General features: G+C 28.0%; 25 protein-coding genes. 16 read left to right on the plus strand and 9 right to left on the minus strand.

The window, feature by feature from the left end:
* Nucleotides 1–38: 38 nt before the first annotated feature.
* Complete coding sequence (locus BLP75_RS13555) at nucleotides 39–698, minus strand: hypothetical protein (protein ID WP_092726887.1); 660 nt, start codon at nucleotides 696–698, stop codon at nucleotides 39–41.
* Between the two features lie 247 nt (nucleotides 699–945).
* Here BLP75_RS13555 and BLP75_RS13560 point away from each other — a divergent pair, with 247 nt between their 5' ends.
* The 3 genes from BLP75_RS13560 (at nucleotide 946) to BLP75_RS13570 (ending at nucleotide 4,031) form a co-directional block, all read left to right on the plus strand.
* Nucleotides 946–1,569, plus strand: coding sequence for a PH domain-containing protein (locus BLP75_RS13560; RefSeq protein WP_092726889.1), 624 nt, complete (start codon nucleotides 946–948; stop codon nucleotides 1,567–1,569).
* A gap of 250 nt (nucleotides 1,570–1,819) precedes the next feature.
* The gene (locus BLP75_RS13565; protein ID WP_092726891.1) at nucleotides 1,820–2,608 is read left to right on the plus strand and encodes a GNAT family N-acetyltransferase; all 789 of its coding nucleotides are present in this window, start codon (nucleotides 1,820–1,822) and stop codon (nucleotides 2,606–2,608) included.
* Between the two features lie 127 nt (nucleotides 2,609–2,735).
* The gene (locus tag BLP75_RS13570) at nucleotides 2,736–4,031 is read left to right on the plus strand and encodes a bifunctional folylpolyglutamate synthase/dihydrofolate synthase (RefSeq protein WP_092726892.1); all 1,296 of its coding nucleotides are present in this window, start codon (nucleotides 2,736–2,738) and stop codon (nucleotides 4,029–4,031) included.
* Nucleotides 4,032–4,162: 131 nt separating this feature from the next.
* Here the strand turns inward: BLP75_RS13570 and BLP75_RS13575 are convergent, their stop codons facing one another.
* Nucleotides 4,163–4,408 carry a TIGR03905 family TSCPD domain-containing protein gene (locus BLP75_RS13575; RefSeq protein WP_092726893.1) on the minus strand — a complete coding sequence of 82 codons (246 nt, stop codon included), beginning with the start codon at nucleotides 4,406–4,408 and terminating at the stop codon, nucleotides 4,163–4,165.
* A gap of 144 nt (nucleotides 4,409–4,552) precedes the next feature.
* On the opposite strand from BLP75_RS13575, the gene BLP75_RS13580 reads away from it, so the two are divergent.
* Nucleotides 4,553–5,419: a YncE family protein gene (locus BLP75_RS13580; RefSeq protein WP_092726895.1), complete on the plus strand. Its 867-nt coding sequence runs from the start codon at nucleotides 4,553–4,555 to the stop codon at nucleotides 5,417–5,419.
* 2 nt (nucleotides 5,420–5,421) lie between these two features.
* Here the strand turns inward: BLP75_RS13580 and BLP75_RS13585 are convergent, their stop codons facing one another.
* The 3 genes from BLP75_RS13585 to BLP75_RS18005 form a co-directional block, all read right to left on the minus strand.
* Nucleotides 5,422–5,958 carry a DUF4364 family protein gene (locus BLP75_RS13585; protein ID WP_092726896.1) on the minus strand — a complete coding sequence of 179 codons (537 nt, stop codon included), beginning with the start codon at nucleotides 5,956–5,958 and terminating at the stop codon, nucleotides 5,422–5,424.
* 154 nt (nucleotides 5,959–6,112) lie between these two features.
* Nucleotides 6,113–6,310, minus strand: coding sequence for an alpha/beta-type small acid-soluble spore protein (locus BLP75_RS13590; RefSeq protein WP_092726898.1), 198 nt, complete (start codon nucleotides 6,308–6,310; stop codon nucleotides 6,113–6,115).
* 136 nt (nucleotides 6,311–6,446) lie between these two features.
* A complete protein-coding gene (locus BLP75_RS18005; protein ID WP_139149844.1) occupies nucleotides 6,447–6,653 on the minus strand; it encodes a hypothetical protein in 207 nt (68 codons plus the stop codon).
* A gap of 87 nt (nucleotides 6,654–6,740) precedes the next feature.
* On the opposite strand from BLP75_RS18005, the gene BLP75_RS13595 reads away from it, so the two are divergent.
* The 9 genes from BLP75_RS13595 (at nucleotide 6,741) to BLP75_RS13630 (ending at nucleotide 14,545) form a co-directional block, all read left to right on the plus strand.
* The gene (locus BLP75_RS13595; RefSeq protein WP_092727084.1) at nucleotides 6,741–7,502 is read left to right on the plus strand and encodes a polysaccharide deacetylase family protein; all 762 of its coding nucleotides are present in this window, start codon (nucleotides 6,741–6,743) and stop codon (nucleotides 7,500–7,502) included.
* 189 nt (nucleotides 7,503–7,691) lie between these two features.
* Nucleotides 7,692–8,327: a single-stranded DNA-binding protein gene (locus tag BLP75_RS13600; protein ID WP_092727085.1), complete on the plus strand. Its 636-nt coding sequence runs from the start codon at nucleotides 7,692–7,694 to the stop codon at nucleotides 8,325–8,327.
* Nucleotides 8,328–8,437: 110 nt separating this feature from the next.
* Entirely contained in the window at nucleotides 8,438–9,007 is a 570-nt protein-coding gene (locus BLP75_RS13605; RefSeq protein WP_242872439.1) for a class I SAM-dependent methyltransferase, read from the plus strand.
* Nucleotides 9,008–9,142: 135 nt separating this feature from the next.
* Nucleotides 9,143–9,280: a hypothetical protein gene (locus BLP75_RS18190; protein WP_170139048.1), complete on the plus strand. Its 138-nt coding sequence runs from the start codon at nucleotides 9,143–9,145 to the stop codon at nucleotides 9,278–9,280.
* Between the two features lie 5 nt (nucleotides 9,281–9,285).
* The gene (locus BLP75_RS13610) at nucleotides 9,286–11,055 is read left to right on the plus strand and encodes a sigma-54-dependent Fis family transcriptional regulator (RefSeq protein ID WP_092727087.1); all 1,770 of its coding nucleotides are present in this window, start codon (nucleotides 9,286–9,288) and stop codon (nucleotides 11,053–11,055) included.
* Nucleotides 11,056–11,324: 269 nt separating this feature from the next.
* Nucleotides 11,325–12,632 (plus strand): L-cysteine desulfidase family protein, encoded by a 1,308-nt coding sequence (locus BLP75_RS13615; protein ID WP_092727088.1) that lies wholly within the window; start codon nucleotides 11,325–11,327, stop codon nucleotides 12,630–12,632.
* A 69-nt stretch (nucleotides 12,633–12,701) separates the two neighbouring features.
* Complete coding sequence (gene hpt, locus BLP75_RS13620; RefSeq protein ID WP_092727089.1) at nucleotides 12,702–13,241, plus strand: hypoxanthine phosphoribosyltransferase; 540 nt, start codon at nucleotides 12,702–12,704, stop codon at nucleotides 13,239–13,241.
* Nucleotides 13,242–13,446: 205 nt separating this feature from the next.
* Nucleotides 13,447–13,851 carry a VOC family protein gene (locus BLP75_RS13625; protein WP_092727090.1) on the plus strand — a complete coding sequence of 135 codons (405 nt, stop codon included), beginning with the start codon at nucleotides 13,447–13,449 and terminating at the stop codon, nucleotides 13,849–13,851.
* Between the two features lie 91 nt (nucleotides 13,852–13,942).
* Nucleotides 13,943–14,545 (plus strand): DUF4397 domain-containing protein, encoded by a 603-nt coding sequence (locus BLP75_RS13630; protein ID WP_092727091.1) that lies wholly within the window; start codon nucleotides 13,943–13,945, stop codon nucleotides 14,543–14,545.
* Nucleotides 14,546–14,605: 60 nt separating this feature from the next.
* Here the strand turns inward: BLP75_RS13630 and dapD are convergent, their stop codons facing one another.
* From dapD to BLP75_RS13650, 4 genes are all read right to left on the minus strand, one after another.
* On the minus strand, nucleotides 14,606–15,322 hold the full coding sequence (gene dapD / locus BLP75_RS13635; protein ID WP_092727092.1) for a 2,3,4,5-tetrahydropyridine-2,6-dicarboxylate N-acetyltransferase: 717 nt from the start codon (nucleotides 15,320–15,322) through the stop codon (nucleotides 14,606–14,608).
* A 28-nt stretch (nucleotides 15,323–15,350) separates the two neighbouring features.
* Complete coding sequence (gene dapB, locus BLP75_RS13640) at nucleotides 15,351–16,097, minus strand: 4-hydroxy-tetrahydrodipicolinate reductase (RefSeq protein ID WP_092727093.1); 747 nt, start codon at nucleotides 16,095–16,097, stop codon at nucleotides 15,351–15,353.
* Entirely contained in the window at nucleotides 16,091–16,984 is an 894-nt protein-coding gene (dapA, locus tag BLP75_RS13645; protein ID WP_092727094.1) for a 4-hydroxy-tetrahydrodipicolinate synthase, read from the minus strand. The genes dapB and dapA overlap by 7 nt, the downstream gene beginning before the upstream one ends.
* Before the next feature lie 151 nt (nucleotides 16,985–17,135).
* Nucleotides 17,136–18,134 (minus strand): aspartate-semialdehyde dehydrogenase, encoded by a 999-nt coding sequence (locus tag BLP75_RS13650; protein ID WP_092727095.1) that lies wholly within the window; start codon nucleotides 18,132–18,134, stop codon nucleotides 17,136–17,138.
* Between the two features lie 478 nt (nucleotides 18,135–18,612).
* Between BLP75_RS13650 and BLP75_RS13655 the strand changes: the two genes are divergently transcribed.
* From BLP75_RS13655 to BLP75_RS13665, 3 genes are all read left to right on the plus strand, one after another.
* The gene (locus BLP75_RS13655) at nucleotides 18,613–19,731 is read left to right on the plus strand and encodes an amidohydrolase (RefSeq protein ID WP_092727096.1); all 1,119 of its coding nucleotides are present in this window, start codon (nucleotides 18,613–18,615) and stop codon (nucleotides 19,729–19,731) included.
* A gap of 131 nt (nucleotides 19,732–19,862) precedes the next feature.
* Nucleotides 19,863–20,117: an alpha/beta-type small acid-soluble spore protein gene (locus BLP75_RS13660; RefSeq protein WP_092727097.1), complete on the plus strand. Its 255-nt coding sequence runs from the start codon at nucleotides 19,863–19,865 to the stop codon at nucleotides 20,115–20,117.
* Complete coding sequence (locus tag BLP75_RS13665) at nucleotides 20,104–20,850, plus strand: class I SAM-dependent DNA methyltransferase (protein WP_092727098.1); 747 nt, start codon at nucleotides 20,104–20,106, stop codon at nucleotides 20,848–20,850. Before BLP75_RS13660 ends, BLP75_RS13665 begins: the two co-directional genes overlap by 14 nt.
* Nucleotides 20,851–20,852 lie beyond the last annotated feature (2 nt).

The raw sequence follows: 20,852 nt of genomic DNA on the forward strand, positions 1-20,852 counted from the left end.
CTTAAATATCAAAGATGATATAACCCCTAGTTTATACTTTAGTTAGAAAATATATCTAATTTTTCTGAAATAATATCTTTGATTCTATTACTTTTATCTAATAAATCATTTAGTCTTTGATTACTTTCATTTAAAGTAGTATTTAAGTCTTTACCAGCTTTATCTACTTTATTATTAAGATCATTTATAGTCGATTTAGCATTAGAAATTTTATAATTAGCATCGTTTATTTTAGATTTTAATTGGCTTTTATTACTTTCAACAGAATCTAATTTATCGTTAATTTTATTTAATTTATAAGATGTATCACTTAGGTCTGGTATATTTATACTAGACTTATTTGATGAACTTGATGAATTTGAAGTTGTTGAATTATTTTTTAGATTGTCTGAAGCTGATTCAAAATTTAATTTATCAAGTTTTTTTCTTATATCATTAGATAACTCTAAATTAGATTGAGAGCTATCCTTAACTTCAGTATTTAGTGTTTCATCTTTATTTCCTGATTTTAATTGGTCAAATTTCTTTCTAACTTCTTTACCTATATCTAAATCAGACGTAGAGCTATCAGTTGCTTCTTCTGATTTAGCAGAATCTTCGGCGCTTTTAACTTCTGATATCTGTGAATCATCAAGTTTTGAACAACCGCTTAACGCCAATATTGATATTATTGGAATCATAATGCAAGCTTTTTTCATACTCAATCCCCCCTGTAATTATCATGTTTAGAATTCTAACTACATTATAATCTTTTTTTGAAAAATTGTATATAAGATTATAATCTTTTTATATTAAAAATTATTAAAATTATAATTAATAAATTAATCATTTTTATACTTTATTTTATTTAGATTATTTAACGCTATAAACATTACAATATGTAAATATATTTATACTTATTAGTGGTATAATATGAGTAAAATAACATAAATTTTGGAGGGTAAAATGGCAGGGAACTTATTTGGAAAAATAGCAGCAGATACATTAGGTCTATCAGACATTGGAAAAATAATTGAGCCTAAAGATTTTGATAAGGTTGATGGCGATGACTATATAATGCATGAAGATGGAGAAAAAATATTCTTTGTAATAAAGTCTAAATCTGATGAGTATGTGTTTACTAATAGAGGACTTTTACATGTAGATGGAGCAAGTGCAGTTAGCAAGAAAAGAACAGTAGAAAGACATGAATTTTATTATGAAAAAGTTCATTCAGTAACCTTAGAGACAGCTGGAACTGTAGACTTAGATATAGAAATAAAGTTTAACTTTGGAAACCAAGCATTTAGTATAGACGTAGATAAAAATCAATTAGAACAACTAAAAGATTTATATAAGGCTTTAGTTGAGATAGGAAAACTTCAAGGGAAAAATTATATATCAATAGAAGATGGTACTAATGGTTTAAAAATGGCAAATGAAGCTTTATCAAGATGTGTAATAGAAGGAAATGTAACAAACATAGTACATGATTTAACTAACTTCAATTTAGATTGGATGGAAGCATTAAGAAAAAAATATAGTAATAAAGATTTTACTGAAGTATTTGAAAAGTATATAAATAATTAATATATAAAGCTAACTCATAATTTACTGAGTTAGCTTTTTTATGCTTAAGGGAATTATAATACATAAAAAACTGTTAGTGAGTTATGAAGCAAGGGAATATTAACACCTCTGTGAAAGTAAAAATGACATTTTTGAGCAACGGACGAAGTCGTTGGGGACAGGAGCGAAGCGACTTTTTTATATTTTTTAAAGGATAATATTTAATTTAAGGGAATATATATACCTTAAATAATTTAAAAGGGGAAAATTTATGATACAAAAACTAAGTGAAAAGGATAGAGAATTGGTATTATCTTATGTAGGAAAGCAGCCAAGTATAAATTTATTTTTTATAGGTGATATAGAGCAGTTTGGGTTTGATAAAGATTTTCAAGATGTTTGGGGTAAATTTGATGATATAGGCAATTTGAAAGGTGTTTTACTTAGATATTTAAATAATTTTATACCATACTACGAAGATGTAAATGAAAACTTAGATGAATTTAAAGAAATTATAAAATCATATAGTGGTAAAAAGCTAATATCTGGTAAAAAAGATTTACTATACAAGTTTGATGGTATTTTAAAAAATCAACAATCAAGAGATACATATTTTTGTGAACTTAGAGATAAAGAAAATTTAATAAGATATGATGATAGTGTAAAGCTGGCAATAGGAAAAGATGCAAGCAGGATATGCGATATATTAAATACAATAGAGGAATTTGATACATCTGAACACAATGAAAATATTATAAGAGATAGAATAGAAGATAAAAGTGGTAGAGCTTATTATATAGAGAAAGATGAAAATGAAATATTAAGTATCGCTCAGACTACTGCTGAAAATAGTAAGTCAGCAATGGTTGTAGGTGTTGCAACTAGAGTTGGATATAGAGAAAAAGGTTATATGAGTAAGTGTTTATCAAATCTTTGTAATGATTTATTGAATGAAGGAAAGAGCTTATGTTTATTTTATGATAATCCAAAGGCTGGAAAGATATATCATAAGATTGGATTTAAGGAAATTGGAATTTGGACTATGATGTCAGGTGAATAAAATTAGTTTTTATTAAAGTTAAAATATACTATAATAAAAAGTAGATAAAGTTGTCCTAATATGTTGGAAATAGGACAACTTTTACATATAAACACATAAAAGAGAAATTGACTAAGGGGGAAGTGGGATGAACTACCAAGAAGCATTAAATTATATTAATGAATCACACAAATTTGGAATTAGATTAGGCTTAGATAATATGAGAAACTTATTAGAACTTTTAGGAAATCCACAAGACAAATTAAATGTAATACATGTGGCAGGAACTAATGGTAAAGGTTCAACTTGCTCATTTATAACTAGTATATTAAAAGAATCAGGATATAAAGTAGGATTGTATACATCGCCATTTTTAGAAACTTTCACAGAAAGAATAAAAATAAATGGAGAAAATATACCTGAAGAAGATGTAGCTAGAATTGTTACATTAATAAAAGAAAAAATAGAGCAAGGAGATATATATCCAACAGAGTTTGAAATAGTTACAGCTATGGCATTTTATTATTATTGCGAACAAGATGTTGATTTTGTCGCGCTTGAAGTTGGTTTAGGTGGAAGATATGATGCAACTAATATTATAAAAACATCAGATGTAAGTGTAATAACATCCATAAGTTTAGATCATGTTGGAATACTTGGAGATACAGTAGCAAAAATAGCCTATGAAAAAGGTGGAATAATAAAAGAAAATGGAACAGCAATAGTTTATTATCAAAGTGATGAAGCTAAAGATGTTATAAAAGATATATGTAAGGAAAAAAATGCAAAGTATATAGAAGTTAAATTTGATGACATAAATATAAAGCAATCGGATATATATTCACAAGTATATGATTGTAGCATAATGGGTAAAAAATATGAGGATTTAGAAATAAAACTTATAGGAGACCATCAAGTAAACAATTCTATTTTAGCATTAAGCGCTATAGATTTCTTAAAAGAAACAAAAGGATTAAACATAACAGAAGAAGATATAAGAAAAGGTCTTATAAATACAAAATGGCCAGGTAGAATAGAAAAAATAATGGAAAAACCTATATTTATAATAGATGGAGCTCATAATGAAGATGGAGCTAGATCGCTTGCTAAAGCCATAGACAAAAACTTTAATGGAAAAAAAGCAACTCTTCTAATCGGTATGTTAGAAGATAAAGATATAGATGGAGTATTAGAAATACTTATGCCATATTTTAATAAAGTTATAACTACTACACCAGATAATCCAAGAGCAATAGATAGTGAAAAATTAAAAGATAAAATTTCAAAATATGTGGACAATATAGTTTCAAAACCTAGCATAGAAGAAGCTGTAGAATATACACTAAAAAATTCATCTGAGGATGATATAGTAATAAGTGCAGGTTCTTTATATATGATAGGGACAGTAAGAACTTTAGTTAATAAAATGTTAGTGTTAAATTAATACAAAGTTTATTGTATACAAAAAAGGTGGCAAGATGCCACCTTTTTTATCAATAACAATTTCTATTAAAATTATTATTGATATGTGTGATATTAACAAAAGTTATTAAACATTTTTAAATATAATAGCTGTTATAAAGATTGACGTATAGCTCTAGATAATTGATCTGGGCAAGAAGTAGTCTTACCTCCACAAGGTATATTCGCTAATTTGTCTGCAACTTCAAGTGCATTTTGTCCTATAACTAACTGTCTAAGTCCTATTAAATTTCCTGGACATCCACCAACGAACTCAACATCAGTGATAACGTTATTATCGTCGATTTCAAACATCATCTCTCTACAACAAACCCCACTTGGTTTAAAAGTAATTTTCATAATTATGAACTCCTAATTAAAATAGTTTTATTACCCTAATAATACCAATATCTACATAATATTTCAAGTATAAAACATAGTCATAATGAAGAGCCATTAATAATATATTATTGTAGTATGTATATAAAGAGGGGAGGTTATTATTTGAAAGTATATATTTCTAATTACCTATCAAAGAGCATAAGCATATTAAGTTATCCTAAATTTGAAGTTGAAAAAGAAATTTATTTAGAGGAGGATATATATCCACATCATATTTGTGTTGATGAAGAAAAAAATTTAATGTATATACCAAGTTCTAGTAATGGAATTTTGTATATATTGGATTTAATCTCTAATGAAATAGTCGAAAGCATATCAATAGGTGGTAATCTAAGTCAAATATCATTGTGTAACGGAGAATTATTTATATCTAATGAAGATTCAAATAGTATTTATATTTTAGATCAAAAAACTCTAAATCCGGTTGGAATAATTGGAGTAGATGAAATGCCTCATGGATTTGATTTTAATAATATAGAAAATAAGTTATATGTACCATGTGTAAATTCAATTATATGTATAGATACTTTAAGCAAATGCATTGATAGAAAAAAAGAAATAGGCTTTAAGGCTTGGCACATAAAAATTGATTGTAAGAAAAGTGAAATATATACATCTACATTGGACGGAAAAATAGTAATATTAGATGAATCTAAAATGAAAATAATAAAGGTGCTAGAAGGATTTTTATTGCCGGTTCAAGTTTGTTTTAGCTACAAAGATAATAAAGTGTATGTTGCAGATCTGGGTTACAAAAATATTAGCATATTAGATTATGATACGGGTGAACTTTTAGGTTGTATAAATATAGATGGAAATCCTCAAGGATTAGAAATAACAAAAGACGAAAAACTATTAATAGTATCAGATACTCAAAAAAATGCAATAAAGATATACGATACAAGTAATGATGAACTTGTAAAAGAGATTAAAGTAGGAAAAGAGCCTACAACAATTTTATGTGTGTAGGCCTAGTGGCTATCGCGTATAAGTAAGTCTATTACTTCAGCATACATGTATGAAGCATTTTTTTTCCAGTTGTTACAAATCAGCTTAGCCTGTTTCTCCGAAGAAACATTTAAGTTTAAATCTATTAAATTAGATTGATTTTCTATAACTCTTAAATTAACAATAAATTCATGATCACTTTGTTTAACAAAACTTGATTTTACTTGAGTATCTGATAATAAACTTTCTTTATTATTAAGTATATACTCATCTATTTTTTTAGTTACATTTTCTGGAATTCTTGTTAAAAAGTATTCTAAAATTTCAAGACCCTTTTGAGTAAGAGAGTAGTATTCTCTATCAGATTCTTTATATGTAGCTAAAAACTTAGATTCCATAAGTTGTGATAAAAACTGTTGAAGTGAAAAATAATTCATTATTTCTGTTTCTAATACAACTTGAGTTATTTGAGAATTAGTTAAATCCATATTAATTTTATTTAATACATATAAAATTAAAAGCTTATGAGAAGCTAATTCTTCAGATGAGTTTTCAAACATAATATCATCCTCCGTAAACTATTTCTATATAATATATTAAACCAAAATATATAAAAATAAAAGCACAATTTATTTAATATTATATTTGGATAAAATTCAAGAAAAAAAGGCTACCAATTTGGTAGCCTTTTTCCTAGATGTCAGAATTTACTATTTACTTCCCAGCCATTTGTTGTTCAGCCATTTCAACTAATTTCTTAGTCATATAACCACCAACATAACCGTTTTGTCTAGCTGTTAAGTTTCCTTTATCTACGCTATCGTAGTTAGCTATACCTACTTCATTAGCTATTTCTAATTTCATTTGGTTTAGTGCAGCTTTAGCTGCTGGAACTGCTTTTTTGCTTGACATAGTAAATTACCTCCTGATATTTTGATGTCTAACAACACTGGTTTAATTTTGCTTAAACTGTTTTGTGTATGTGTTGTTAATACTAATATGTCCCAAAACTAAATGTTATATACGTAATTTGAAAAAATTTTTTATTCTAAGTGAATTTTCTGTTCATCTTAGTCTTTTTGTCTTTTCTTATACCGTTTTCAAGTTTGTGAGACTCTCTAAGATCGTGTTGGTGTTCTGCCTTTAATGGCAATCTAGTGCCATTTACTTGATTACCATTCATATGATTAAATGAGTTTTTTTGATTTAACATATATGCACCACCTTTTATTAGTATTGATTTTAGCTTGCCCAATTAATAAATTTATTTTAATAGTAATTTTTTGAAATGTTGAAAAATAAGTTTTAAATATAGGACATATATATAAAAAGGAGGTGCAATATGAATACTAGATTTAAGAAAACAAGATCTTTATTATCTAGTGCATTTTTTTTAATATTAACATTAGCGTTAATATTTGGATTAGTTTATGGAATAAGATATTTATGCTATAAACAAGGAAATGTAAACATGCCTATATACAAAGTAGATACAGACGAAAAAAAAATATCATTAAGCTTTGACGTGGCATGGGGAACTGATAATATAGATGACATTCTTAAAGTATTAAAAAAGCATGAAGTAAAAGCAACATTCTTTTTAGTTGGAAGTTGGGTAGATGATAACAAAGAGTTAGTTGAAAAAATACATAAAGAAGGACATGAAATAGGAAATCACTCTAACACTCATGCAAATACTAAGCAACTGTCAGAAGATGCAGTAGTACAAGAAATAGAATTGACATCAGATAAAATTTCAAATATAACAGGTGAAAAGACTACTTTATTTAGACCTCCATTTGGAGACGTAGATACAAAAACATTGGACATATGTAAATCTTTAGGGTATCAAGTAGTTAAATGGGATGTAGATTCTATGGATTGGAAACAATTAGGTCCTAATCATGTTATAGAAAGAGTTGTAAAAAATTCACAACCAGGTTCTATAGTTTTATTTCATGCAAACATAAATAATAGTGCTACATATTTAGACTCTATAATAACGAATCTAAAAAAAGAAGATTATAAGATAGTTCCAGTTTCAGAAATGCTTTATAAAGAAAATTTTACAATAGATAGTAATGGAGTTCAAAAATCTAAATAAAAGTACATATAATGGAATTAATTTTTGAAAAATGTTAACTTTGTTTAAAAATTTAACTTTCACTATAAAAAATATTAAATTAAGTTAAATACAAGTGAAGAAATTGTAATAAAAATTGTCCGATATAAATATATTTATTATATAAGAAAGATAAAACATAAGAATTAACAATTGTGGGGGGATAAAGAAATGATTACTGTTAAGGATGATACTAATGTAGTAAACCTAAGAGGAGAATTAGATGGAGAATTAGAATTTAGTCATGAAATATTTGGTGAAAAATTCTACAACACAAAGATAAGAATAAATAGATTAAGTAATTCAAATGATGTACTACCGATAACTATATCAGAAAGATTATTAGAAGAAATTGATTTTGAAAATAATAAGTCTGTCAGAATAGTTGGACAATTGAGATCTTATAATAAGAATATTAATAATAAAAATAGATTAGTACTTACTGTATTTGTTAGAGAAATAAAATTATCAGAGGAAGATAATAAAGATCCAAATAGCATTTTCCTTGATGGCTTTATATGTAAAGAACCTATATACAGAAAAACACCGTTAGGAAGGGAAATAACGGATTTATTAGTAGCTATAAATAGACCTTATAATAAATCTGATTATATTCCATCTATAGTTTGGGGAAGAAATGCTAAGTTTGCAAAGTCACTTAAAGTTGGTGATAGAATACAAATGTGGGGTAGAGTTCAGAGCAGAGAGTACGAAAAAAAGACAGAAGATGGAGCTGTATTAAAGAAGGTTGCATATGAAGTTTCAATTTCAAAAATAAAAAAAACTAGTGAAAACAACAATGAATAAGATTTCCTAGAAAAACCACGAAATTTATATATTGAATAGTTGCCCCTTATTGATTATAATCTATTCTATGATGTTATTTATAAATGTATAAAACAAAGAGGGGGAACACTGTGAAAAGCGTATTATATCATGATTATGAACCTAATGCTGATTTGACAGATACTTCTGATGATGTAACATGTTTTTTAGATAGTATCAAGTATGATATAGGAAACAATATATTACTTGTTGGAAATATAGGCAACTTAGGAAAAAGATTGAGGATGTTAGGTGTTTACGTTACGATATTAGAAAATAACTGTTATGAAGATGTATGTTATTCTTTAATACACAATTGTAACTGTAATGTTGTTAAAGGATCACTAGAATTTTTACCTTTTGAAGATAAATACTTTGATAAGGTAATAATATTAGATCATTTTAATAACACTAATGACTACAAGCGAGCTTCAAAAGAAATTAACAGAGTTTTAAAATGTAATGGTGAATTAGTACTAGAAGATTTAAACCTTAAGAATATAAAGGTTAAATTAAAAAACTTAAAGCATAGGCTTTGTGGAGAAAATATAAATTATCGATATCCTCAAGAAATAGTAAGTCTATTTTCTAAATTAAACTTTGAAGGAAATTTAAAAGAAGTTGAGAATGAGAGATACATTTATATAGGAAAAAGAAAATAAATAATGTAATATAATATATAATAAAGACTAGGATTATCCTAGTCTTTTATATTATCCATTATTAATAATAGATAAAAAAATATAATTAATTATACTAACTAAAGAATATTTATAAAAAGAGGAGTGGATATACATATGGATTTAAATTATGGGTTAATTATAATAGTAATGTTATTTGTAATATTAATGTCTATTCAATTCACATTAAATAAAATATATGTGATATTAAAAGAAATAAAAGAAATACTTAATTTAAAAAAGATTAAGGAATGATATAAATGAGTAATTTACAATATATAAAAGAAGATATTCAAAATATAGCAGAGGCAATAGAAGCTGTATTGGGAGTAGATGTAACTATAATTAATCAAGATCTAGTAAGAGTTGCAGGGACTGGCACATACCTAGATAAAATTGGTAAAAAGGTAAATGGATACTCAGCATTCAATAAATCATTAACAGAAAGAATAGAAATAATAATAGATGATCCTAGCTGTGATGAAATATGTAAGGAATGTTACAATAAAGGCAACTGTAAGGAGTTTGCGGAAGTGTGTTGCCCTATAATATCAGACAATGAAGCCTATGGTGTTATAGGCTTAATAGCTTTCACAGATGAGCAAGCAAACTTAATAAAAGATAATAAAGATAGCTTAATGAATTTTTTAAGAAAAATGGCTGACTTGATATCAAGCAAGATAAAAGCTCAAATAAAATCATATGAAGTTGAATTAGAAAAGAAAAAATTAGAAACACTTTTAGATAGTATCGACAAAGCAATTGTGTCTATAGATGTAAATGGAAAAATAGATAAGTATAACTCTAAGTTTAAAGAAATATTTAACTTAGATAACAACATAAAGTCTAAAAATATATTCAATATACTTAAATTTATAAATACACCTACAGTAGACAACTTTAAGAACAATAAATCATGTAGTTTTCATTATAAAATAGATGGGTATGAATTAAAGGGAATTTACAATATAAGTAAAATAATATTAAACAATGAGCTTAAAGGATATGTAATAGACTTTATAGACAAAAAAGATGCAATAAAGAATTATAATAAGATAAACAAGGACTACAAGATAACTTTAGATAACATAATAGGAAACAGTGAAGTAATAAATAATACTAAAAAAGAAGCTTTAATGGCATCAAAATCTACATCAACAGTGCTTATAACTGGGGAGAGTGGAACTGGAAAAGAGCTATTTGCAAGAGCAATACATAATCACAGTCCTAGGTGTGACTACCCATTTGTAGCTGTAAACTGTGCAGCAATACCAGACAACTTGCTAGAAAGCGAATTATTTGGATATGAAGAAGGCGCATTTACAGGTGCTAAAAAGGGAGGCAAGTTAGGAAAGTTTGAATTAGCTCATAAAGGAACTATATTTTTAGATGAAATAGGAGATATGAGCCTTCATTTACAAGCCAAGTTATTAAGGGTATTACAAGAAAAAGAGCTAAATAAAATAGGAGCAAACTCAAATAAGCTTATAGATGTAAGAGTTATTGCAGCAACAAACAAAAATTTAGAGAGTATGGTTAAAAAAGGCACTTTTAGAGAAGATCTATATTATAGATTAAATGTTATACCGATAAAATTACCAAGTTTAAAAGAGCGTATAGGTGATATACCATTACTAATAGATTTTATGATATTAGAGTATGCTAGAAAGTTAAATAAGGATGTTATAGGCATAGATTCAGATGTAATTGAACTTATGGAACACTATTCATGGCCAGGTAATATAAGAGAGCTTCAAAATGTAATAGAGTATAGTGTAAACATGTCATCTACTCCTAAAATAACTAGAAATGTAATACCTAACAGAGTTAACAATATTGAATCAGAAGAGATTGTTATAAATGATGACAATATAAGAACGTTAGAAGAATTAGAAAAACGAGAAATCTTAAAGGCGCTAAATAAATATAAAAATTATAAAAAAGATAAAGAGCTAGTAGCAAAATCTCTTGGAATATCAAGAGCGACTTTATACAGAAAGTTAGAAAAGTATAATATAATCTCAAAATGAGACTAAATCTCATTTTGAGATTTTTTTGTTTTATTTTGAGAAAAAATATGAAAACGTAATCATAGAAATATATGTCTATGTAAAAAATATTCATTATTTAATACAAATAATAAAAAATAAAGATAAAAAATTATAATAAACATGCAAATTTTCAAGGAATTATAATAAAATAGTGATTTTTTTAAAAAAATTTTTCCATTAAAAAAACTTGGCATGAAATTTGCTTATATAATAAAGCATAATACTTAATTTAATTGGAGGAATTTATTATGATGGATATAAGAGCAAAATTAGTTGATATATTAAAAGCTGAGGTTAAACCAGCATTAGGATGTACAGAACCAGTAGCAGTTGCACTAGCATGTGCTAAAGCTAAAGAATTATTAGGAGAAGAAATAGTAAAGCATAGTGTATTAGTTAGCCCTAATGTATATAAAAATGGTATGTGTGTTGGAATACCGGGAACAGATAGATTAGGATTAAAAATATCAGTAGCATTAGGATTTATAGGTGGTCATTCTGAAAATGGTCTAAGAGTATTAGAAACATTAACAGAAGAAGAAGTTAAAAAAGCAGAAGAATATATGGATAACAACCCAATATCTATATCACCAGCGGATACAAAAGAAAAAGTTTATATAGAAGTAAAATTAGAAGGAGCTACAAGAACTTCTAAAGTAGCTATAAGAGCTAAACATGATAACTTTGTTTATTTAGAAGAAAACGGAAAAGTTTTATTAAATGAAGAGCCACAACATCAAGAAGTAGCAGCTACAGTAGCAAAAGAAGAAAATATAATGGATACAGTAACTATAAAAGAGTTAGTTGAAAATGTAGAAGCATTAGAATTAAAAGACATAGAATTCTTATTAGAAGGAATAACTATGAATGAAGAAATAGCTAACTACGGATTAAGTGGGAAAATAGGTATAGGTGTTGGATACGGAATAAAACAATCTATGGAAGAAGGATTACTTGGTGATGATTTAATGAATCAAGCTATGATGATAACAGCAGCTGCATCAGATGCTAGAATGGCAGGAGTTAAAATGCCAGTTATGAGTTCAAACGGTAGTGGAAATCATGGTATAACAGCAATACTTCCAATAGTTGCATACAACAAAAAATTCCCTCAATCAGATGAAAAATTAGCTAAAGCTTTAGCTATATCTCACTTAGTAACAGCTTACGTTAAAAACTTTACAGGAAGATTATCAGCAGTTTGTGGATGTGGAGTTGCAGCATCAACAGGAGCAACAGCTGGCATATCTTGGCTAATGAGTGGAGATATAAAACAAATAGAAGGTGCTATAGAAAACATGGTAGCAAACTTAAGTGGTATGATATGTGATGGAGCTAAAGCTGGTTGTGCGCTAAAATTAGCGTCAGCAGCATCAGCAGCAGTACAAAGTGCAATAATAGCTAAACATGAGTGTTTTGTACCACCAATGAACGGTATAGTTGGTGCTAGAGTTGAGCAAAGTATACAAAACTTAGGTAGAGTAAGTGATAAAGGAATGTCTGTTACAGATGAGGTTATAATAAATGTAATGGATGATATGAATAAGGTTAATTAATTCTCCTTGCCAAAGGAGATAATCTTCGATAAAATGGAAAGTATCATTATATATAGTGGAGGATTAACTATGGATATAGAAACTAAAAAATGGGAAGTTTTATGTTCAGAAGAACAAATAGCAACTAGATTAAAGGAACTTGGATCAGAAATATCTAAAGATTACGCAGGAAAAAATCTTTTAGTAGTATCTTTATTAAAAGGAAGTTTTATATTCTGTGCAGATTTAGTAAGAAATATAACTGTACCAGTTAAAATTGAATTTATGACTACTTCAAGCTACGGACATGGAGAGCAAAGTACTGGTAATGTTAAAGTAGTATCAGATATAAATTCAAGCTTAGAAGGATATGATGTTTTAATAGTTGATGATATAACAGATACAGCTCTTACAATGAGCCACGTTATGAGTCACTTAAAATCTAAAAATCCATCTAGCATAAAATGTTGTGTATTACTAGATAAACCAAGTAGAAGAAAAGTTGAATTAGTTCCAGATTACTGCGGATTTGAAATAGAAGACAAATTTGTTGTAGGATACGGATTAAACTTCGGAGATTATTATAGAAATATACCTTACGTATTTAATGTTACAAACGAAGACAGATAATAAATAAAGCTATATCAAAATAAAAAGTTACAAACAAACTATGGCTTGATTTGGTTATAAGTAAAACTTATATACTAAATCAAGCTATATTATTGTTAATAACATATTTTGGAATAGCTATTTTTTACGTTATTCACATATTAACGGGATAAAACGTTGAAAAGTGGATAACTTCTAAATGAAAACAGTTACAGGAGGTTAAAATATGGGGATAAAAATGATGCACCATATATGTATTCAGACTAAAAAATATCAAGAATCATTGGATTTTTATACTAGAATATTAGGATTTGAAATAGTTAGCGAGACACCAGACTTTCATACTAGAGAGTATAATACTTGGTTAAAGCTAGGAAACTTTATGATAGAGTTACAAACACCAAAAGCTGGGGATAACTTTAATGAGTGGAGCTCTTTAAATGCAGGACCTGTGCATATGGGATTTTTAGTAGACAATGTTGAAGAGGAATATCAACGAATAATAGATCTAGGATATAATAAATTTAAAGTTAAAAATGGTGAAATAGTATACAAAGTAGAAGGTGAAAGTTTATTTAAGATAAAAGCACCAGAAGGAACAGAAATAGAAATTAGAGATACAGATATATAGATAAATGCCCATAACCAAGTGAAATAAGTGACAAAAGTATAGGTTAATTAATACTATAAAAGTATAGATTACTATGCTTGGGGGGATATAAATGAGAAATTTCAAAGAAAACTATTCTTTGGTTAGAATTTTGCATGCTATACCAGAGGGGGAAGAAGTGGATGTATATATAAATGGATTTCCTTTTTATAATGATATAAGATTTGCACAGTTTACTCCATATATATATGTACCAGAAGGAAGTCACATATTTAGTGTTTATCTTAAAGATACGAAGGATGAACCGATAGTTGAAAAAACAGTCGATGTTAAGTGCAATGAACTGATAACAATGCCAATTATAATTAATAATGGAAAAGTAGATTTACTACCAATCAAAGAAGAAATGGGAGTACCTACTGGAAATACATCTAAATTTAAATTTGTTCATTTAGTTCCAGATGCACCTGATGTAAATATATTAATGGATAATCAACAAATATTTTCGAATGTAAAATATATGGATTATACTGAATATGAAGAATTAGATCCAAAAGAGTATAAGATGGATATAGAGGTAGCTAAAAACAATACAATAGCTTTAACTAATAAAATAAATCTTAATCCAAATAAAATTTATACATTTTATGCAATAGGAAAAATACCTAATGTAGATATCATACAAACATTAGATGGAGCAACATTTTTAATATAATTTAAATTAAGCAAAAAAAGCTCTAGAGTAAAGTATGAATACTTTACTCTAGAGCTTTTTTTAATCTAAATCTCTTAAGCCATCCATTAGCTTAGTTTTATCGCAAGTTTTTTCATCTTTTAGCTTTATAACTTTAGCAGGAGATCCAGCAACTACACAGCCTGGCTCTACGTCACGAGTAACAATCGCACCTGCAGCGACAACCGCACCTTTACCGATACGCACACCTTCTAAAATTACTGCATTAGCGCCTATCATAACATCATCTTCTATTGTTACTGGATTTGCAGATGGTGGTTCTAATACACCTGCAACAACAGCACCTGCACCGAGATGCACATTATTTCCGATTATACCTCTAGCTCCAATGACTGCATTCATATCTATCATTGAATTTTCCCCAATGACCGCACCTATGTTTACAACCGCACCCATCATCACAACCGCATTTTTTCCGATACTAACCATATCTCTTATTATAGCGCCTGGTTCAATACGAGCATGTTCACCTAAATAATCATAAAGAGGAATTGCCGAGTTTCTTCTATCGTATTCAATATGAATTTCATCAATATGATGTTTTTTGTCTTCTAGGAATTTCATTATTGTTTCATAATCGCCTATTAAAATGTAAGATCCATTAGAACCGAAAACTTTAAAATCTTTATCATTTTTAAAGTTTAAGAAGTGTCCGTTTATATAAACTTTTACCGGTGTAACCTTCTTAGATTCTTTTATATACTTAGCAATTTCATAAGCATCATTCAAATTTATCATTTGATATCCTCCTTCTGTAGACTTAAAATTAACCCAACATATTATCCATGTTGTAGTAACCCGCACCTTGGTTAACTAAGTATTTAGCAGCTGAAATAGAACCCTTAGCAAATATATCTTTAGACTGAGCTATATGTTTTAGTTCTACAACTTCATCATGACCAGCATAAATTACATCGTGTTCACCTACAATAGTTCCGCCTCTTATTGCATGTATACCTACTTCATTTTTAGTTCTTTTAGCTTCACGTCCATATCTACCATAATTATATTCAACTTGTGGTAATACTTCTTTAACTGCATTTGCAATCATAACTGCAGTACCGCTTGGAGCGTCAACTTTTTTGTTATGATGTTTTTCTATAACTTCAATGTCAAAGTCAGCGAGCATCTTAGTAGCTTCCTTTACTAGTCTTAATAAAACATTAACTCCTAAAGACATGTTAGAAGAATGGAATATAGGAATAATCTTAGAAGCTTCTTTTATTTTATCTAACTCATCTTCATTATATCCAGTAGTTGCAATTACTAATGGAGTTTTAGTTTTAGTAGCAAATGATAATACATCATCTAAAGTAGAATGATGAGAAAAATCTATTATAACATCAGCCTTTTCAACTACATCATTCATTTTAGGATAGACTTTAAATAGAGCACTATCATTAGGATGTTGGGAAACCCCACAAATTAATTCTAATTCATCATCATCTTGAACGCACTTAGTTAATACTTTCCCCATTTTACCAAGGCATCCATTTATAATAACCTTTAACATAATCCCTCCGCTAAATTTAAACCTCTATTAACTAATTCTTGTTTTAATACTTCTAAATTTTTAGGATCCATTTCAGCAAGTGGAAGTCTAAGGTTTCCAACTTCAAATCCTAATAAATTCATAGCAGTTTTTACTGGAATTGGATTTACCTCAATAAATAAAGCGTCTATTAATGGCTTCATACCAAGTTGTAATTCTCTAGAACCTTCTATATCTCCATCAAAGAATTTTTGAACTAAATCATGAGTTTCTTTAGGGCATATATTAGCAAGAACTGATATAACACCATGACCACCTACAGATAATAATGGTAATATAGAATCATCATTTCCTGAATAGATAGCAAAATCTTTAGGTACTAATCTAGCTATTTCAGCAACTTGAGCTATATCTCCACTAGCTTCTTTAACAGCAACTATGTTATCTATTTTAGCTAATTCAGCTACCATACTTGGCTTGATATTCATAGAAGTTCTTCCTGGAACGTTATAAAGAATTATTGGTAAATTAACACTTTTAGCTATTGTTTCAAAGTGTTTTTTAAGACCATTTTGATTAGCCTTATTGTAATAAGGTGTTATAACTAATAAACCATCTGCACCTAATTTTTCAGCTTTTTGACTTAAATGAACAGAGTGCATAGTATTGTTTGAACCAGTACCAGCTATAACAGGTATTCTTTTATTAACTTTATCTACAACATATTTTATAACAGTCAATTGCTCATCATCACTCATTGTTGTAGATTCTCCTGTAGTACCACAAACAAGTAAAGCATCAGTTTTATTTTCTATATGAAATTCTACTAATTTCCCTAATGTTTCAAAATCAACTCCAGTTTCAGTAAATGGTGTAACTAAAGCAACTGCAGAACCTTTAAATATCATATTAAAATCCCCTTTTTATATATATATTTGCCTATAAAGGCATTTAAAGTTTTATATTGCAATAAATAATAATATTTAAAACCATATAATGGTAAGTGATATACTTATGATATCACGAAGCAGAATACTATTAAATAGCCAATGAAAACATTTACACTAAATTATAAGTTAATAATAATTCAGCTATTTGAACAGCGTTAGTAGCAGCACCTTTTCTTATGTTATCAGCTACAACCCACATATTAATTCCATTTTCTATACTAAAGTCTCTTCTGATTCTTCCAACAAATGTTTCATCTTTTCCATCACAATCTATAGCAGTAGGATATTCATTGTTGTTAGGATTATCAACTACAACTACACCTTTAGTATTTTTTAATTCATTTACTAATTCTTTTAGTTCGAAAGGTTTTTCAAATTCAACATTTATAGATTCACTATGACAATTTCTAACAGGTACCCTTACTGTAGTAGCAGTAACTTTTATATTATAATCATTAAATATTTTCATAGTTTCGTTAATCATTTTTAATTCTTCTTTTGTATACCCATTTTCAGTAAAATCATCTATATGAGGTAAGCAGTTATAAGCTATTGGATGAGGGTAGAAGTTATTTTGTTTACCTTGTACACCCTCCTCTAAATCTTTCACACCCTTAACTCCAGATCCGGAAACAGCTTGATAAGTTGAGTAAATTACTCTTTTTAATTTATATTTATCATGAAGAGGTTTTAATGGAACCATAGCCTGTATAGTTGAGCAGTTAGGATTAGCTATTATACCCTTATGATTTTTTACAGCTTCAGGATTAACCTCAGGAACTACTAGTGGAACATCAGGATCCATTCTGAAATGACTAGAATTGTCAACAACTACAACACCTTTAGATGCAGCTATAGGAGCATATTTAGCACTTACATCCCCACCTGCACAGAATAAAGCTATTTGTATATCTCTGTTAAAAACATTTTCACTTAAAGCTTCAACGTAGTAATTTTTACCATTAAACGTAATAACAGTACCTGCGTCTTCAGGTGAAGCAAATGGGAAAAAGTTAGCTATAGGGAATTGTCTTTCTTCTAGTATTTTTAAAAATGTTCTTCCTACCATGCCAGTAGCACCAATTAAAGCTACGTTTATTTTTTTCATAAAAATCCCCCCAAAAATGTAATATTTATAAGCCAAATGCTAAATAAAGCAAGTCTTATATTTAAAATATAAAAATAAAATTACATATTGATAAAGGTAATGATTTCATATTAAAAAGATTAGACTGTAATAAATATGAAGTGAAATACACGATATCAATAATATATATTCATGTATATTAGAAACATGCAGAAAATGTGAAAATGATATATGTGACATTATTAACAATATAAAAGTTAATTTAGCAGAAATGATATGTTTTATTAGTATTTCTTATATTGTTTTATTCTTGTTTATTTTTTATTCTTGATTTATTAATAATAAACCTTTAGATTTTATAATCTTATATAATAATTCGTTTTTCAATAATCGACAGATAATAATACTGAGAAAATATATAATATAAAAAAGACGCAATTTATAGAATCTTACGCATAGAATTTTATATCAAATATAAAATTTAAGGGAGTGTGGGCTAATGGGAATAGAAAGTGAGCTAAAGTCAACGGTATATAACCATAGAAAAACTTTAAATTGTATAGCAGAGAAGGGAAGAGAAGAATTTAAGACATCAGAATATATAAGAAATTATTTAGATAGTTTAGGTATAGCGTATAAAAAATGTTTAGGAACGGGAACAGTTGGAATATTAAAAGGGAAAAAAGGTAAAAGGACTATAGCATTTAGAGCAGACATAGACGGTCTTCCAACTGATCAGGGAGTTAAGCACTTGTGTGGACATGATGGACATACTAGTGTTTTATTAGGACTTATAGAGTTTTTACATAGACATAAGGAAAATTTAAATGATAATATAGTGTTTATATTTCAACCAGCAGAAGAAGGGCCAGGGGGAGCAGAAGAACTATTAAAATTAGGTATATTTGAGGAGTATAAAGTAGATGAAGTTTATGGACTACATATGTATCCAGAGGTTGAAAGTGGGTATATAGGATTAAAATCAGGTTATTTTATGGCTCAAATAGGTGATTTTGATATAGATATAGTAGCTAAAAGTGGACATGGTGCAATGCCTCAAAATGGAATAGACGGAATTATTATAGCTTCTAATTTAGTAAATAATTTACAAACAATTGTATCTAGAAATGTAAGTCCTATTGATACTGCTGTACTTAGTATTGGAAAAATAGATGGAGGTGTTAGAAGGAATATAATAGCTGAAAATGTAAATCTTCAAGGCACTATAAGAACATTTAATCCACACACTTATGAGTATATGAAAAAAAGAGTAAGAGAAATATGTACGGGAATAGAAATTTCTTATAATTGTAAGATAAACGTTGAGATAAGAGATGATTATCCGGCAGTTAATAATGATAAAGATTTAACTAATGAATTCATCGAAGCAATTGGAAAACAAAAAATTATTGAATTAAATCCATTAATGATATCTGAAGATTTTTCATATTATCAAAAGAAAGTACCGGGGCTGTTTTTTATGCTAGGATGCAGAGATGAAAAACAAGGATATATTAACAGTCTTCATAATATAAACTTCAACTTTGATGAAAAAGTCCTTATAAATGGGATAGAGACATATATTAATCTATTAAAATATAAAGGATCAATATGTTAAAAGCTTATACTTAAAAAAAGAGCATCTTGGTAATGATAAACTCAAATTCATTGTAAGATGCTTTCTTCGTAAATATTTGTATAAATTTCATACATATGACAAAAATACAAATATGTAAAGGGGTGTTTTTTATGAATAATGATCTTTTAAATAAACCGGGTAAAAAAAGTAAAGCAAAAAGTACTAAAAAGAAAATATTGACAGATAATGATATAATGAAATATGAGATAGCATCAGAACTTGGGCTGTTAGACAAGGTAACAGAACAAGGATGGGCTGGACTTACAGCTAAAGAAGCTGGAAGAATTGGTGGGATACTTACATCACGAAAAAAACAACAGAAAAAGATGATGGAGGAAGCAAAAAAGGACGATGGAGCAGTATAGCGATTTTGCATTCATTTATGATGAACTTATGAATGATGTTGATTATAATGGATGGATTAAATATATAGAAGAAATAATTGAAAAAGAAAATGTTAAAGTACAAAATATATTAGAACTAGCTTGTGGAACAGGTAACTTAACAATACCTTTAACTAAGAAAAATTATGATATAGCAGGTATTGATATATCAGATCAAATGCTTAATGTAGCTAGAGAAAAAGCTGAAAAAGAAGGTGTTGAGCTAGTATTGCTTCAACAAGATATAGCTGAGTTAGATTTCGATGTTACAAATTTAGACTGTATATTATGTGCATGTGACGGGTTTAACTACATAACTTATGATGACGATTTAGAAAATGTATTTGCAAAGTCTCATGAATTATTAAAAGATGGTGGATTATTTATATTTGATATAAGTTCACATTATAAATTATCTACTATACTTGGAAACAACATGCATGGTGAAAATAGAGACGATATATCTTATTTATGGCAAAATTATTTTGATGATGAACAAAACTTAATAGAAATGGAATTAGCATTTTTTGTTAAAGATGCAAATGGAAAATTTGATAAGTTTGAAGAAGTTCATCAACAAAGAGCATATACTGAAGATGAAATAATAGAAAGCTTACAAATATCAGGATTTACAGATATAAAAGTCTATGGTGACTTTACATTTGAAAAACCTAAAAAAGATAGTGAAAGAATATTCTTTGTATGTAAAAAATAAAT

Origin of the sequence: Romboutsia lituseburensis DSM 797, from assembly GCF_900103615.1 — a bacterium.
Lineage (GTDB): Bacteria > Bacillota > Clostridia > Peptostreptococcales > Peptostreptococcaceae > Romboutsia_F > Romboutsia_F lituseburensis.

What these genes read in the sequence shown, in the direction of transcription:
- BLP75_RS18190 (WP_170139048.1), top strand. Translation starts at nt 9,143, where the DNA reads ATGGATTTAAATTATGGGTTAATTATAATAGTAATGTTATTTGTAATA.
- BLP75_RS13615 (WP_092727088.1), top strand. Translation starts at nt 11,325, where the DNA reads ATGATGGATATAAGAGCAAAATTAGTTGATATATTAAAAGCTGAGGTT.
- hpt (WP_092727089.1), top strand. Translation starts at nt 12,702, where the DNA reads ATGGATATAGAAACTAAAAAATGGGAAGTTTTATGTTCAGAAGAACAA.
- BLP75_RS13560 (WP_092726889.1), top strand. Translation starts at nt 946, where the DNA reads ATGGCAGGGAACTTATTTGGAAAAATAGCAGCAGATACATTAGGTCTA.
- BLP75_RS13630 (WP_092727091.1), top strand. Translation starts at nt 13,943, where the DNA reads ATGAGAAATTTCAAAGAAAACTATTCTTTGGTTAGAATTTTGCATGCT.
- BLP75_RS13600 (WP_092727085.1), top strand. Translation starts at nt 7,692, where the DNA reads ATGATTACTGTTAAGGATGATACTAATGTAGTAAACCTAAGAGGAGAA.
- dapB (WP_092727093.1), bottom strand. Translation starts at nt 16,097, where the DNA reads ATGTTAAAGGTTATTATAAATGGATGCCTTGGTAAAATGGGGAAAGTA.
- BLP75_RS13565 (WP_092726891.1), top strand. Translation starts at nt 1,820, where the DNA reads ATGATACAAAAACTAAGTGAAAAGGATAGAGAATTGGTATTATCTTAT.
- dapD (WP_092727092.1), bottom strand. Translation starts at nt 15,322, where the DNA reads ATGATAAATTTGAATGATGCTTATGAAATTGCTAAGTATATAAAAGAA.
- BLP75_RS13665 (WP_092727098.1), top strand. Translation starts at nt 20,104, where the DNA reads ATGGAGCAGTATAGCGATTTTGCATTCATTTATGATGAACTTATGAAT.
- BLP75_RS13555 (WP_092726887.1), bottom strand. Translation starts at nt 698, where the DNA reads ATGAAAAAAGCTTGCATTATGATTCCAATAATATCAATATTGGCGTTA.
- BLP75_RS13655 (WP_092727096.1), top strand. Translation starts at nt 18,613, where the DNA reads ATGGGAATAGAAAGTGAGCTAAAGTCAACGGTATATAACCATAGAAAA.
- BLP75_RS13650 (WP_092727095.1), bottom strand. Translation starts at nt 18,134, where the DNA reads ATGAAAAAAATAAACGTAGCTTTAATTGGTGCTACTGGCATGGTAGGA.
- BLP75_RS13610 (WP_092727087.1), top strand. Translation starts at nt 9,286, where the DNA reads ATGAGTAATTTACAATATATAAAAGAAGATATTCAAAATATAGCAGAG.
- dapA (WP_092727094.1), bottom strand. Translation starts at nt 16,984, where the DNA reads ATGATATTTAAAGGTTCTGCAGTTGCTTTAGTTACACCATTTACTGAA.
- BLP75_RS13660 (WP_092727097.1), top strand. Translation starts at nt 19,863, where the DNA reads ATGAATAATGATCTTTTAAATAAACCGGGTAAAAAAAGTAAAGCAAAA.
- BLP75_RS13570 (WP_092726892.1), top strand. Translation starts at nt 2,736, where the DNA reads ATGAACTACCAAGAAGCATTAAATTATATTAATGAATCACACAAATTT.
- BLP75_RS13590 (WP_092726898.1), bottom strand. Translation starts at nt 6,310, where the DNA reads ATGTCAAGCAAAAAAGCAGTTCCAGCAGCTAAAGCTGCACTAAACCAA.
- BLP75_RS13585 (WP_092726896.1), bottom strand. Translation starts at nt 5,958, where the DNA reads ATGTTTGAAAACTCATCTGAAGAATTAGCTTCTCATAAGCTTTTAATT.
- BLP75_RS13575 (WP_092726893.1), bottom strand. Translation starts at nt 4,408, where the DNA reads ATGAAAATTACTTTTAAACCAAGTGGGGTTTGTTGTAGAGAGATGATG.
- BLP75_RS13595 (WP_092727084.1), top strand. Translation starts at nt 6,741, where the DNA reads ATGAATACTAGATTTAAGAAAACAAGATCTTTATTATCTAGTGCATTT.
- BLP75_RS13625 (WP_092727090.1), top strand. Translation starts at nt 13,447, where the DNA reads ATGGGGATAAAAATGATGCACCATATATGTATTCAGACTAAAAAATAT.